This is a genomic window from Defluviimonas salinarum (assembly GCF_026013545.1).
Lineage (GTDB): Bacteria > Pseudomonadota > Alphaproteobacteria > Rhodobacterales > Rhodobacteraceae > Albidovulum > Albidovulum salinarum.
Genome location: NZ_JAPDOG010000003.1, coordinates 134,275 through 147,553 on the forward strand (window position 1 = coordinate 134,275; position 13,279 = coordinate 147,553).

Below are 13,279 nucleotides of genomic sequence, written 5' to 3' on the forward strand. Positions count from 1 at the left end.
CCTTTACTCGGACGCCTGCCGCGGCTGCGCCCGACAGCGTGCGCGGCACGGTTCTCATGAGCGCAACTCACCCAGGCAGCCCGCGCCGATCGGAAACAGATCGTCCACGAACAGCCCTTAACGAATTCGGACGAAACAGATTGGCCGGGAAAAGCCAACAAAAACAGCTTACCCTTTCTGATATCTTGCACAACGGACCCTTCCGGGCGCAAACTGTGAGCGGGACGAGTATGGATGTAATGTGAATGCAGGACATCGGCGCAGGCCCATCGGACTTGCGATCCCTGTCCGATGTGGAATGGTTTGCCGGGATCAGCGATTTGGGCAAGGCGGAGGGAGAGTGTCACCGTCTGGGCCATTCGCACGCTGCCCTGTTCCTCGACCGCGGCCCGACCCTGATCGTCACCTTCGAGTCATCCGACGAAATCGCGAACCGCCATCCCGATAGCCTGCCGGTAGGCTTCGATCTGGCGAAGGAACGCAAATGGTCGCATCTGTGCCTTCTCGCCCGCAGCGACACCTGGTTCCGCGACAAGACCGTCTACGCGTATTTCGACCAGCTCGTTGACGCGGCTTTCTTCGAAGAATTCGACCAGGTCGTATTCTACGGCGCCGGCATGGCAGGCTATGCGGCGGCGGCCTATTCCGCCACCGCGCCGGGCGCGACCGTGATCCTCGCCGCGCCGCAGGCGACGCTCGACCCGCGCATCACCGGCTGGGATCCGCGCTTCACCGAGTTCCGGCGCCTGTGCTTCACCGACCGGTATGGCTACGCGCCCGAAATGACCGAAGGCGCCGGCGACGTCTATGTGATCTTCGACCCCGAACAGAACCTCGACGCGATGCACGCGGCGCTGTTCGCACGCGCCCATGTCACCCTGCTGCCGTGCCGCAATCTCGGCCGCGACATCGGTCGCGCACTCGAGGAGATGCGGATCATCCGCGCCATCTTGTCCGCGATCGGAGCCGGAGAGTTCGACGCGACGCGGTTCCGGACCATCTATCGCGCGCGCCGCAACTACATTCCCTATTTGCAGAACCTTCTCGCCCGGCTCGACAGGGATGGGCGTCCCTACCTTGCCGCTCTCCTGTGCCGCTCGGTTGCCGAGCGTCTCAATGTTCCGGCTTTCGCCATGCGCCTCGCCCGGCTCCGCCAGGATCTCGAAGCTCAGGGCCGGAAGCTACCGAGTCGCCGACGCTGAGCAGCTTCAGCGTGGCAGCCGTATCAGCCTGGCGAGCGCCCGCCCCGAAGGCCGCTCCGCACCCGCGACACGGCGCGCGGTCGGCACGGCGATCCCGATATCTGTGAAGTAGATGAAGTCCTGCGCCACCCAGTCGACGGGGCCGATGAAGCTCGCCTTGACCGCAAGCGTGGCATAGCGGCATCCGCCGATCTCGCGGTCGCTGGCCGAGCCGAAGACATAGACTGCGGTGTCGGTATCGATGGCGCCGCCGGGAAAGACGGTGTCAACCGTGCCGAGCCACGCCCCGCCGGGTTCCGGGTTCGGCAGGTCCTCCTCCGGCTCGGAATAGACAAGCGTGAGGCTGCGCTCGGGGTCGTTCACGCCGTTCTGCCGACGCGCGACCACCAGATCGTAAAGCCCCGCCCGGCTGAGGAAGACGAGGCCGCTCGAAGACCCATCCGAGTCCGGCTCGAAGATCGCGATGCGGCCCTCCCCGGCGTCGCGATACTCGACGCGGCCGCCATCGGCGTACTCGGCGGCTATGCCGGTCGACAGGTCGGCCGCAACCGGGCAGTCCGCCGCCAGGGCACCCCCCGCGGCGAGCGTCACGGCGGCGAGCGCCGCGCCGGACACGCGTCGCGCCTGCTCCATGCCGGACATGTTGCTGCCGCTCATCATGGGAGGAGGGCATCGCAGGAAATGCTGTCAGCGACAAGCTCGGCCGCCCGCGGATCGTTCAGCACCGATAGGCGGCGGCGTTGAGCTCGTAGACATCCGCTCCCGGTGTTACCGGATCGAACACGATCGCGTTCGCGCCGGCGTCGCGGGCATCGGCCATCATGCGGTTGCGCGCGTATTTCACGCCCTGCCCCGCCAGCGGCCCGTAGGCGGCCGGCGCCATCCGGATATTGGTGACGTAGGCGCATTGCGCGACCTCCGCCGCAGACGCGTCACGTACGCCCGCCACCCCGAAAAAGCCGGGATCCTGCGCGCAACCGGCAAGAAGCACCGCGGTCGCCGCGGCGACAAGAAAGTATTTCATCAGACTGCTCGATCTCTCATGGGCGCATTGATGCGCTCTCGCGGCGGAGTCTGCGCGTTTGCGAAAGCCGACGCAAGCGCCGCCGCCTGCCGACAATCAGGATCGGCGGGTTTCTTCGCATGCCCCTCCGGCCGCTCGCCCGTTCAGACCGGGGTCACCGCGCGGCGGTAGAGATGCCAGGTCGCGTGGCCGAGGATCGGCATCGCCACCGCGAGCCCGAGCAGCAGCGGCAAGGATCCGAGCACCAGCGCCCCCGCCACGATCAGCCCCCAGAGCGCCATCGTCGCGGGATTGGTCCTTGCCACCCGGACCGAGGTCACGACGGCGACGGGCAGGCCGACATTGCGGTCGATCAGCAGCGGAAACGACACCGCGCTCGTGGCGAGCACGAAGACCGCGAACAGGAAACCCGCCGGAATGCCGAGCAGGATCATCGCCCAGCCCGCGCCGGTGGACATCACGTCCCGGAAGAAGACCGTCGCCGAGGCCGGGATCTCCGGTCCCATCGTGACCAGGAAGATGCCATAGGCGACGAGGATCCACAGGAAGAAGACGAAGAAATGCGCGGCGGCAAGCACAAGGATCGCGCCGAACCGCGGCGAGGCGAGGACCGAGAAGCCGGTCGACCAACCTGCGGGCTTGCCCTGTTCGCGGCGCCGGCTCATCTCGTACAGCCCCACGGCCGCCGCGGGCCCGAGCAGCGCGAAGCCCGAGACCAGCGGAAACACCAGCGGCAGGAGGTTGCGATTGAAGGCGACCCACACCAGGCAGACGCCGATGATCGGATAGAGCAGGCACGCCATGATGACGTCGGACCTGAGCGCCATGAAGTCGGCCGCACCGAGCCTCAGCGCCGCGCGAAGGTCGCTCACGCCAATCCTTCTCACCGTCGGCGGCGCCGCGGCCGCCCCCCCGAGTTCGCGGGTAACCTCGCCCACATCGTGGCCCGCCTCGCCCAGAATGTGTGCACCCCAGGACAGCGGATTGCCGATCGTCTTGACCATGGATTCCACTCCGCTCTGCCAAACTGGCGGCGCGGCCGGCATTGGGCCCGGCGCAATCGTCGCCCGCCGGGCAAACCTGGCAGCGCCGATCCAACATTCTACCACGATATCCGCTCGCACCCATTCGCAAATGCGTGACGCACCGCGCGCTCCCCCGGACCGCCGCAGGAAAATCGCGCGCGGCACCTGCGGACAGTGGAAACCCGCTCCCGGAGGGTGTAGGGCAGAGCCATGACCGACACGCTCTCGCTCCGCCGCCCCGACGACATGCATCTGCACCTGCGCGACGGCGCGATGCTGGAGGCCGTCCTGCCCGAAACCGCGCGCCACTTCGCCCGCGCGATTATCATGCCGAACCTCGTGCCGCCGGTCGTGACCGCGCGCGACGCGGCGGCCTACCGCGACCGCATCATGGCGGCCCTTCCCGATGGCATGACGTTCGAGCCGCTGATGACGCTCTACCTGACCGAGGCGACCGACCCCGGGGACGTCGCCGCCGCCCATGCTTCGGGGCTCATAAAGGCGGTGAAGCTCTACCCGGCCGGCGCCACCACGAATTCGCAGTCGGGCGTGCGGGACTTCGACAAGGTCCGCGGCGTGCTCGAGACGATGGCCGAGATCGGCCTGCCGCTCTGCGTCCACGGCGAGGTCACGGCTTCCGAGGTCGACATCTTCGACCGCGAGGCGGTGTTCATCGAGCGCGTTCTCGACCCGGTCCGCCGCGGAACGCCGGGCCTGCGTGTGGTGATGGAACACATCACCACCGAGGAAGGCGTCGCCTACGCCCGTGCCGGCGGCGACGACCTCGGCGCGACGATCACCACTCACCACCTCGTGATCAACCGCAATCACATCCTCGCGGGCGGGATCAAGCCGCACTACTACTGCCTGCCGGTCGCCAAGCGCGAAAAACACCGGCTGGCGCTCCGCGAGGCCGCGACGAGCGGAGAGCCGCGCTTCTTCCTCGGCACTGACAGCGCCCCCCATGCCGATCACCTCAAGGAACATGCCTGCGGCTGCGCCGGCTGCTTCACCGCGACCAACACGCTCTCGATCCTCGCCCATGTCTTCGAGGAAGAAAACGCGCTGGACCGGCTCGAGGCCTTCACGTCGCTGAACGGCGCCGCCTTCTACCGGCTCGCGCCGAACGACGCGCGGATCCGTCTCACCAAGGGGCCGGCGATCGACTACCCGGCCAAGATCGAGACCGGCGCGGGCCCCGTCACGGTGTTCGACCCGGGCTTTCCGCTGAACTGGAAAGTCGAGGATTGACCATTCATCTTGCCCCAAATATCCCCACCGGAGGCTCCCGGCCCCGCCACCTGATGCCTCCGGCGGGGATATTTGGGGCAAGACGAAGCTGAAGAGGTAAGCCCATGATCCCCACGTCCTTCCCCCCGAAAGAAGAGATCGCGCGCCTTACCGCGCGGATGCTTCTGGAGATCAAGGCGGTGCATTTCAACGCGGTCGAGCCTTTCACGCTCGCCTCGGGACTGCCCTCTCCCACCTATATCGACTGCCGCAAGCTCATCTCCTATCCCCGCATCCGCGCGACGCTGATGGATTTCCTCGCCGTCACGGTGATGCGCGAGGCGGGCTTCGAGGCCTTCGACAACATCGCCGGCGGCGAGACCGCGGGCATCCCCTTCGCCGCGATGGTCGCCGAGCGCCTTGCGCTGCCGATGACCTATGTCCGCAAGAAGCCGAAGGGCTACGGCCGGAACGCGCGGATCGAGGGCGCGATGGCGGAAGGCGAGCGTGTACTTCTCGTCGAGGATCTGACGACCGATGGCGGCTCGAAGCTCTCCTTCGTCGACGCGATCCGCGAAACGGGCGCCACCTGCGCCCACACCGCGGTGATTTTCTATTACGGAATCTTCCCCGAGACGATCGAGACCCTCGGCCGGCACGGCGTCAGCCTCCATCACCTCTGCACCTGGTGGGACGTCCTCGCCGAGGCGCGCGAATCGGGCGCCTTCGATTCCGCGACACTGTCGGAAGTCGAGGCCTTCCTTACCCAGCCACGGGCCTGGCAAGACGCCCGCGCCAAAATCTGACGCTACGTCAAGTATCGCCGAAAGTCGCAATCGCCGGTTGAGGCGATCAAGATATTGACAGCGAGCGCCGCCATCTCACATCATATGCGCGGCGGCGCTTTTCCACAATTCATCCACAGCGATATACAATTTGCACCGCCCCGCGGCGGTGGCGCATATCCCGTCGCCAGCAATGAGGGACAAAGATGAACGACCTGGCGACCATTCGGGCGATCAAGGATGTGCCCGAGACGGATACGCTTCCGCACAATATCGAGGCCGAGCAGCAGCTCCTCGGCGCGATCCTGACCAACAACGACATATACGACAGGATCGCGGCGCTCGTGAAAGCCGAGCACTTCTTCGAGCCCGTCCACCAGCGCATCTTCGAGATCGCCGTCGCGCGCATCCAGAAGAACGCGCTCGCCTCGCCGGTGACGCTGAAGGGCTATCTCGAGGAAGACGAGGGGCTGAAGGCGCTCGGCGGGCCCGCCTATCTGGCGCGGCTCGCCGGCGCCGCCATTTCCGCCTTCGCGGCGCGCGACTATGCGCAGATGATCTACGAACTCGCGGTCCGGCGCGAACTGATCCGGCTCGGCCAGGACATCTCGACCCGCGCCAAGACGATCGAGGTCGACAACGACCCCAAGGACCAGATCACCGAAGCCGAACAGCGGCTTTACACGCTCGCAGAGCAGGGCACGGCCGAGAAGGGCTTCGTCTCGTTCCTCAAGGCCACGACCGAGGCGGTGCAGTCGGCCCTCGCCGCCTACCAGCGGGACGGCGGGCTTTCCGGCGTCTCGACCGGGCTTGTCGATCTCGACAAGAAGCTCGGGGGGCTGCATCCCTCCGACCTCCTGATCCTCGCCGGCCGCCCCTCGATGGGCAAGACCTCGCTCGCCACCAACATCGCCTTCAACATCGCCAAGGCCTACAAGCGCGGCCGCCGGCACGACGGGACGGAAGGCGCCGTCGAAGGCGGCGTGGTGGGCTTCTTCTCGCTCGAAATGTCGGCCGAGCAGCTTGCCGCGCGGATCCTCTCGGAAGCCTCCGAGGTTCCCTCCGAGCAGATCCGCCGCGGCGACATGTCCGAGCAGGAATTCCGCCGCTTCGTCGAGGCCGCAAAGGCACTGGAGACCTGCCCGCTCTATATCGACGACACCCCCGCCCTGCCGATCAGCCAGGTTACGGCCCGCTGCCGGCGCCTCAAGCGCACGCACGGGCTCGACGTCGTTTTCGTCGACTACCTCCAGCTTCTGCGCGGCACCGGCAAGGGCGACAACCGCGTGCTGGAAATCGGCGAGATCTCAATGGGTCTGAAAGCGCTTGCGAAGGAATTGAGCATTCCCGTCGTTGCGCTCTCGCAGCTCTCGCGCCAGGTCGAGAGCCGCGAGGACAAGCGGCCGCAGCTTTCGGACTTGCGGGAATCGGGCTCGATCGAACAGGACGCCGACGTCGTGATGTTCGTCTACCGGGACGAATACTACAAGGAACGGGAGAAGCCGGCCGACCACGAGCTCGAGAAGATGGCCGCCTGGCAGGAGATCATGGAGCAGGTCCACGGCAAGGCCGAGGTGATCATCGGCAAGCAGCGCCACGGGCCGATCGGCACGGTCGAACTCTCGTTCGAAGGTCGCTTCACCCGCTTCGGCAACCTCGTGAAGGCCTGGCAGCAGGGTGGCGACGGGTTCTGACGACGTTTGCGCTTGACCTTGCAGTGCAAGCTGGCAAAACCCGGCGCATGGCACAGGCAATTCTCTCCATCGACCTCGACGCAATCGCCGCGAACTGGCGGGCACTCGCTTCCCTCTCGGCATCCTCGGTCGAAACCGCCGCAGTGGTGAAGGCCGATGCCTACGGGCTCGGCGCGGCACGGGTCGGACGGGCGCTCGCCGCGGCCGGAATGCGCCGCTTCTTCGTCGCCGAATGCAGCGAGGGCGTTGCCCTGCGCGCGGCCGTCGGCCCTGCACCCGAAATCTTCGTCTTTTCCGGCCACATGGCGGGGGACGCAGAGGCCATTTCCGGCACCGACCTGATCCCGCTCCTGAACTCGACCGAACAGGTTGCCCGCCAGCGCAGCGTGCTACCCGGCCGCGCCTTCGGCATCCAGCTTGACAGCGGCATGAACCGGCTCGGGCTCGAAGAGGCCGACTGGCGCACGCTCGCGCCCTCGGTGCTGGCCGAGGGTCCTGTACTTCTCATGTCGCACCTCGCCTGCGCCGACGAGCCGGAGCACGCGATGAACGCGGCCCAGCTCGCCACCTTCCGCCGCATGACCGACGGCACCGGTGTAAAGCGCTCGCTGGCCGCGACCGGCGGCATTCTCCTCGGCCCCGACTATCACTTCGACCTCACCCGCCCCGGCGTCGGCCTCTATGGCGGCCTGCCCTTCGCGAAAGCCCGGCCGGTGGTGCGGCTCTCGCTGCCGGTGATCCAGATCCGCGACATCGCCGCGGGCGAGACGGTGGGTTATGGCGACGGCTGGGCGGCGAAGCGGCCGAGCCGCATCGCCACCCTCGGCGCGGGCTATGCCGATGGCCTCATCCGCGCGATGACCGGCCGCGCCACGCTCTATGCCGGAACCACGCCCTGCCCGCTCGCCGGCCGCGTGTCGATGGACATGATCGGCGTCGATGTCACCGACCTCGACCACGCGCCCGAGACGCTGGACATTCTCTGCACGGAACAGGGTGTCGACGCGCTCGCCGCCGCCGCCGGCACGATCGGTTACGAGATCCTGACCTCTCTCGGCCATCGCTATGCGCGAGCCTACGAGGGCGGCGCGGGATGATCCTCCTGGCTCCGCTCGGCGCGCTCGGTCGTCTGGTCCTTACCGGGCTCGCGACACTCGGCCGGATGGCGATCTTCGGGGCCGAGACGTTGAGCCACCTCTTCCGCCCGCCCTTCTACCCGAAGGAATTCCTCGCGGCGCTGATGCAGATCGGCTGGTTCAGCCTGCCCGTCGTGGGCATGACCGCGCTTTTCACCGGCGGCGCGCTGGCTCTACAGATCTATGCCGGCGGCGCCCGGTTCTCGGCCGAGGCGGTGGTGCCCTCGATCGTCGCCATCGGCATGGTGCGCGAACTTGGCCCGGTCCTTGGCGGGCTCATGGTCGCGGCCCGCGTCGCCTCGTCGATCGCGGCCGAGATCGGCACGATGAAGGTGACCGAGCAGATCGACGCGCTGACGACGCTGTCCACCCATCCGATGAAATACCTCACCGTGCCGCGGGTCCTCGCCGCGACGCTCGCGGTGCCGGTCCTCGTCGCGGTCGGCGACAGCATCGGCATCTTCGGCGGCTACCTCGTCGGCGTGAACCGGCTCGGCTTCAACCCCGCGACCTATCTCAAGAACACCCGCGAATTCCTTGAACTCTGGGACATCGTCTCGGGCCTCTGGAAGGGCGCGGCCTTCGGCTTCATCGTGGCGCTGATGGGCTGCTATTTTGGCATGAACTCGGCGCGCGGCGCCCAAGGCGTCGGACGCGCGACGAAATCGGCGGTGGTCGCCGCCTCGGTACTGATCCTCGCCACGAACTACCTGATGACGGAGCTCTTCTTCTCGGCATGATCACGCTGTCGCAAGTTCACAAGGCGTTCGGCAAGAACCGCGTCCTCAGGGGCGTGGACCTGACCGTGCCGACCGGCGAGAGCATGGTGATCATCGGCGGGTCCGGCACCGGAAAATCGGTTCTTCTCAAATGCATCCTCGGGCTTGTCCAACCCGACAGCGGTACGATCGCGCTCGATGGCGAGGATGTTGGCACCGCCGCGCGCGACGCCTTCCTCGCGCGCTTCGGGATGCTCTTCCAGGGCGGCGCTCTCTTCGACTCGCTGCCGGTCTGGCAGAACGTCGCCTTCCGGCTCCTCCGCGGCTCGCTGAAGCGCCCGAAGGGTGAGGCGCGCGAGATCGCCATCGAAAAGCTCCGCCGCGTCGGGCTGAAACCGGAGGTGGCCGACCTCTTCCCCGCCGAACTGTCGGGCGGCATGCAGAAGCGCGTCGGTCTCGCCCGCGCCATCGCGGCGGAGCCCGAGATCATCTTCTTCGACGAACCCACGACCGGGCTCGACCCGATCATGGCCGGCGTTATCAACGAACTGATCCGCGAGATCGTGACCGAGATGGGCGCAACCGCAATGGCGATCACCCATGACATGAGCTCGGTCCGCGCCATCGCCGACCGGGTGGCGATGCTCCATGACGGGGTCATCCAGTGGACCGGTCCGATCGCGGAAATGGACGAAACATCAGACCCTTACGTCCAGCAATTCATCCACGGCCGCGCCGAGGGTCCGATCGCGGCCGTCCGCTGAGCCAGCGCGTACAAGCGCGGTGGACACGCCCCCTTGGTGCCACCCGCGCGATCCTGTATCACGAGCGTCATGCTGCGTGTCGCGAACATTTCGCTCCTGATCCTGTTTCCGGTCTCCTGGTTCGCGCCGCTCCTGCGCGCGGGTCTTCTTCCCTTCTTCGATCTCGACGCGATCTCGGTGGTGACCGGCCTCCAGGCGCTTTGGGAAAAGGACGCGGTCCTCGCGCTCCTCGTCACCTTCCTCGCGATCTTCGCGCCCTATCTCAAGACGATCGGCCTCGCGCTGGTGCAGTTCCGCCTCGCCTCGCCGCGCATCCTCGCCGGCCTTCACCTGCTCGGCCGCCTCGCAATGGCCGACATCTTCCTCATCGCGCTCTACATCGTCATCGCCAAGGGCGTCGGCGTCGGCCGGATCGAGACCGCTTGGGGCCTCTACCTCTTCACCGGCTGCATTCTCGCGAGCCTCGCGATCTCGCATCTGACAGAGCGCGCGCGCGCCCCGTCGAAGGGTCGCTGACTCGGCCAGCCATCGGCGGGGATGCTTGCGGCAGGATGAACTGGAAGGAAGCCGTTGAGGTGTTCCCGCGGGATGCGCCCGTCGGTGCCGGGGCGTCGTCGATGACCGTCATGGTCGTCGTGCCCTTTCGCGATCGGATTACGGACTCGGCGCAGGCTCGGAATGAGTGGTCATGCGTACATGACGGTCTCCAAAAGGCGGCCTAGGGCCGGCGCCCCCCCTGTTATTCCGTGAAGACCTGATCGACTTCGGCTTCTTGACTTGCGAGTTCCGCCACCGGGGGTGGGAGAGTGATTTCGGACGCAAGCCCGATCTTGGGGTTCTGATTCCGGGAGAGGACGGCGGCAGCCCCGACCGTGTCGATTGACGGGTCGGACCGGCCCGTTATGAACTGGGCAAGTCGCGGCAAAGTTGAGGGTTCCTGGAGCTCGGTCAGCTCAACCCGGAAAACCTCGCAGCCCTGGCTCAGAAGCCAGTGTTCGTAGGCAGTTTGACGCCGTTCAATTTCCTTGGCGTACCAATAGCAGAGTTGATAATCGCTCCGGTGTTGCCAATCGCCTGCAGTCTGAACATTCGAATCCGTTGGGCCAAGAAGTACCAGACGCCCGATGCCAGTGCGCTCCGGCACGCAGCCAATCGAGAACAGGCTGGACGCCACCTCGCGGGCGGGGCGCGTCAGGATCACGAAACTCGGCCGAAGGCCTAGATCCAGGGTCGGTTCGATAAAGCCCTTGCAGAAGAGGTGAGAGGTCTCGAAGAAAGCCGTGCCTTCAAGGTGGCTTGCAATCGCCGGAAACATCTCGCTTTCCAGCCACCACCGAGCCGCCGGCGGATGGTCGCAGATTCCGCGCAGGACATAGTTCATCCTCGGTGGGCCTTCATGTACGGCCTGAACACCAGAGATGCATTGACCAAGCGCGGTGAGAAGCTTGCTGCCACTGCGGCCGGGGGTAATCGTGAAGATGAGACGGTGGGCGCGCAGCTTCTCAAATGCGTCCATCATCCGCAGTCCCAACCTCATGTTGCAAATTCGTCCGCCCGCGCTCATTCGTGGGTCTAATGCATGGCAAGACCCATTGCTAGGCCCGGCGGCGGCGCCCCCCCTTGCCGCTACGCGCGGCATCGGGCAGGAAGGGCGCATGGCGAAAACGGGCCCGTCCTACACATGCTCGGAATGCGGCGCGGTCCACAAGAAATGGACCGGGCGTTGCGACTCCTGTGGCTCCTGGAACTCGATCGTCGAGGAGGCCCCGCTCTCGGCTGGTCCGGCGGCGAAGACGCTCGGCGCCGCGAAGGGCCGCCAGATCGAACTCACCACGCTCGCCACGACGGAAGTCCCGCCGCCGCGGGCCGCCTCCGGCATGGGCGAGCTCGATCGCGTTCTTGGCGGCGGGCTGGTGCCGGCTTCGGCGATCCTCGTCGGCGGCGATCCCGGCATCGGCAAGTCGACCCTGCTTCTGCAAGCCGCGGCGAGTTTCGCGCGCACCGGTCTTTCCTGCCTCTATCTCTCCGGCGAGGAGGCCTCTGCCCAGGTCAGGATGCGCGCCCAGCGGCTCGGCCTTGCCGATGCGCCGGTGCGGCTCGGCGCCGAGACCAACCTGCGCGACATCCTGACCACGCTCGACGGTGCCCGCCCCGATCTCGTGATCATCGACTCGATCCAGACCATGTGGGCCGACCATGTCGAGGCCGCACCGGGCTCGGTCTCCCAGGTCCGCGCCGCCGCGCACGAGCTGGTGAGCTTTGCCAAGAAGCGCGGCACCTCGGTAATTCTCGTCGGGCATGTCACCAAGGAGGGCCAGATCGCCGGCCCCCGCGTCGTCGAGCACATGGTCGACACCGTTCTCTATTTCGAGGGCGAGCGCGGCCACCAGTTCCGCATCCTGCGCGCGGTCAAGAACCGTTTCGGCCCGGCCGACGAGATCGGCGTCTTCGAGATGACCGGCGCCGGCCTTGCCGAGGTCGCCAATCCCTCGGCGCTCTTTCTCTCCGAGCGCGGCCAGGCCCACCCGGGCTCGGCGGTATTCGCCGGGATAGAGGGCACGCGGCCGGTGCTGACCGAGATCCAGGCGCTTGTCGCGCCCTCGCCGCTTGGCACTCCGCGCCGCACCGTGGTCGGGCTCGACAGCGGCCGGCTCTCCACAATCCTCGCGGTACTCGAATCCCGCTGCGGCATCCCCTTCGCCGGGCTCGACGTCTTCCTCAACGTCGCGGGCGGGATGCGCGTCGCCGAACCCGCCGCCGATCTCGCGGTCGCGGCGGCGCTCCTTTCGGCGCGCGAGGATGTTGCTCTGCCGCCCGACATGGTGATTTTCGGCGAAATTTCACTCTCCGGCGCGCTCCGCCCTGTGGGTCAGACCGAAAACAGGTTGAAAGAAGCGCGAAAACTTGGTTTCTCACAAGCAGTCGCCCCGGAACGCAGCAAGACGGAGGGCGAAGACGGGATCAGGGTGCGAAAGATGCCCGATCTGACGACGTTCGTCGGCGAGATGTTCGCCGCGGGCTGAGAGCGAGGAGCAGGAACATGGAAGGTTTCACAATCGTCGACGCCGTCGTTGCCGTGGTCATTCTGGTCTCGGCGGTACTGGCCTACAGCCGCGGATTCGTCCGCGAGTCGCTGGCGATCCTCGGCTGGGTCGCCGCTGCGGTGCTCGCCTTCATCTTCGCGCCGCAGGCCGAGCCGCTGGTCAAGCAGATCCCGGTCCTTGACACCTATCTCGGCGAAAGCTGCGAACTGTCGATCATCGCCTCCTTCGCCGCGGTCTTCGCGCTGGCACTGATCGTGATGTCGGTCTTCACGCCGCTCTTTGCCTCCGCGGTCCAGCGCTCGGCGCTCGGCGGCGTCGATCAGGGGCTCGGCTTCCTCTTCGGCGTCCTGCGCGGCATCCTCCTCGTCGCGGTGGCCTTCGTGGTCTACAACCGCGTGCTCGTGGCCGCGACGGTTCCGGTCGTCGACCAGTCCCGCTCGGCGGTCGTGTTCGCCTCGATCGAGGACAAGCTCAACAAGGAGATGCCGCAGGACGCGCCGGCCTGGGTGATGGCGCGGTACGAGGAGCTTGTCGGCGGTTGCGTCGCCGCCGCCCCCGCCGAGCCGGCCCCGACCGAGGAAGCGAACGGGACCGGTGCGAAGACCCTGACCGCGCCTTCGACCGCCAACTGAACCTCGCATCCGGACGATTGTGAT

General features: G+C 66.7%; 14 protein-coding genes. 10 read left to right on the forward strand and 4 right to left on the reverse strand.

Annotation, left to right across the window (positions count from 1 at the left end; genetic code table 11):
• Positions 1-245 precede the first annotated feature (245 nt).
• Positions 246-1,202, forward strand: coding sequence for a phosphoadenosine phosphosulfate reductase (locus OM960_RS04665; protein ID WP_264771201.1), 957 nt, complete (start codon positions 246-248; stop codon positions 1,200-1,202).
• A gap of 6 nt (positions 1,203-1,208) precedes the next feature.
• On the opposite strand, the gene OM960_RS04670 is transcribed toward OM960_RS04665, so the two are convergent.
• The 3 genes from OM960_RS04670 to OM960_RS04680 all read right to left on the reverse strand — a co-directional run bounded on the left by OM960_RS04670 (position 1,209) and on the right by OM960_RS04680 (position 3,230).
• A complete protein-coding gene (locus OM960_RS04670; protein WP_264771202.1) occupies positions 1,209-1,859 on the reverse strand; it encodes a hypothetical protein in 651 nt (216 codons plus the stop codon).
• Between the two features lie 61 nt (positions 1,860-1,920).
• On the reverse strand, positions 1,921-2,226 hold the full coding sequence (locus tag OM960_RS04675) for a hypothetical protein (RefSeq protein ID WP_264771203.1): 306 nt from the start codon (positions 2,224-2,226) through the stop codon (positions 1,921-1,923).
• Positions 2,227-2,369: 143 nt separating this feature from the next.
• The gene (locus OM960_RS04680; protein WP_264771204.1) at positions 2,370-3,230 is read right to left on the reverse strand and encodes a DUF2189 domain-containing protein; all 861 of its coding nucleotides are present in this window, start codon (positions 3,228-3,230) and stop codon (positions 2,370-2,372) included.
• Positions 3,231-3,461: 231 nt separating this feature from the next.
• Here OM960_RS04680 and pyrC point away from each other — a divergent pair, with 231 nt between their 5' ends.
• The 7 genes from pyrC to OM960_RS04715 all read left to right on the forward strand — a co-directional run bounded on the left by pyrC (position 3,462) and on the right by OM960_RS04715 (position 10,095).
• A complete protein-coding gene (pyrC, locus tag OM960_RS04685; RefSeq protein ID WP_264771205.1) occupies positions 3,462-4,502 on the forward strand; it encodes a dihydroorotase in 1,041 nt (346 codons plus the stop codon).
• A gap of 104 nt (positions 4,503-4,606) precedes the next feature.
• Positions 4,607-5,287 carry an orotate phosphoribosyltransferase gene (locus tag OM960_RS04690; RefSeq protein ID WP_263333293.1) on the forward strand — a complete coding sequence of 227 codons (681 nt, stop codon included), beginning with the start codon at positions 4,607-4,609 and terminating at the stop codon, positions 5,285-5,287.
• Positions 5,288-5,472: 185 nt separating this feature from the next.
• Entirely contained in the window at positions 5,473-6,960 is a 1,488-nt protein-coding gene (locus tag OM960_RS04695; protein ID WP_264771206.1) for a replicative DNA helicase, read from the forward strand.
• Positions 6,961-7,007: 47 nt separating this feature from the next.
• On the forward strand, positions 7,008-8,057 hold the full coding sequence (alr, locus tag OM960_RS04700; protein ID WP_264771207.1) for an alanine racemase: 1,050 nt from the start codon (positions 7,008-7,010) through the stop codon (positions 8,055-8,057).
• On the forward strand, positions 8,054-8,836 hold the full coding sequence (locus OM960_RS04705; protein ID WP_264771208.1) for an MlaE family ABC transporter permease: 783 nt from the start codon (positions 8,054-8,056) through the stop codon (positions 8,834-8,836). The genes alr and OM960_RS04705 overlap by 4 nt, the downstream gene beginning before the upstream one ends.
• Positions 8,833-9,579 (forward strand): ABC transporter ATP-binding protein, encoded by a 747-nt coding sequence (locus tag OM960_RS04710; RefSeq protein WP_263333301.1) that lies wholly within the window; start codon positions 8,833-8,835, stop codon positions 9,577-9,579. Before OM960_RS04705 ends, OM960_RS04710 begins: the two co-directional genes overlap by 4 nt.
• 69 nt (positions 9,580-9,648) lie before the next feature.
• Positions 9,649-10,095: a paraquat-inducible protein A gene (locus OM960_RS04715; RefSeq protein WP_264771209.1), complete on the forward strand. Its 447-nt coding sequence runs from the start codon at positions 9,649-9,651 to the stop codon at positions 10,093-10,095.
• A 223-nt stretch (positions 10,096-10,318) separates the two neighbouring features.
• Here the strand turns inward: OM960_RS04715 and OM960_RS04720 are convergent, their stop codons facing one another.
• Positions 10,319-11,095: a hypothetical protein gene (locus OM960_RS04720; RefSeq protein ID WP_264771210.1), complete on the reverse strand. Its 777-nt coding sequence runs from the start codon at positions 11,093-11,095 to the stop codon at positions 10,319-10,321.
• A gap of 139 nt (positions 11,096-11,234) precedes the next feature.
• Here OM960_RS04720 and radA point away from each other — a divergent pair, with 139 nt between their 5' ends.
• Together radA and OM960_RS04730 are read left to right on the forward strand one after the other, a co-directional pair.
• Positions 11,235-12,602 (forward strand): DNA repair protein RadA, encoded by a 1,368-nt coding sequence (gene radA, locus OM960_RS04725; RefSeq protein ID WP_263333308.1) that lies wholly within the window; start codon positions 11,235-11,237, stop codon positions 12,600-12,602.
• Between the two features lie 17 nt (positions 12,603-12,619).
• Entirely contained in the window at positions 12,620-13,255 is a 636-nt protein-coding gene (locus tag OM960_RS04730; protein ID WP_264771211.1) for a CvpA family protein, read from the forward strand.
• Positions 13,256-13,279: the final 24 nt, after the last annotated feature.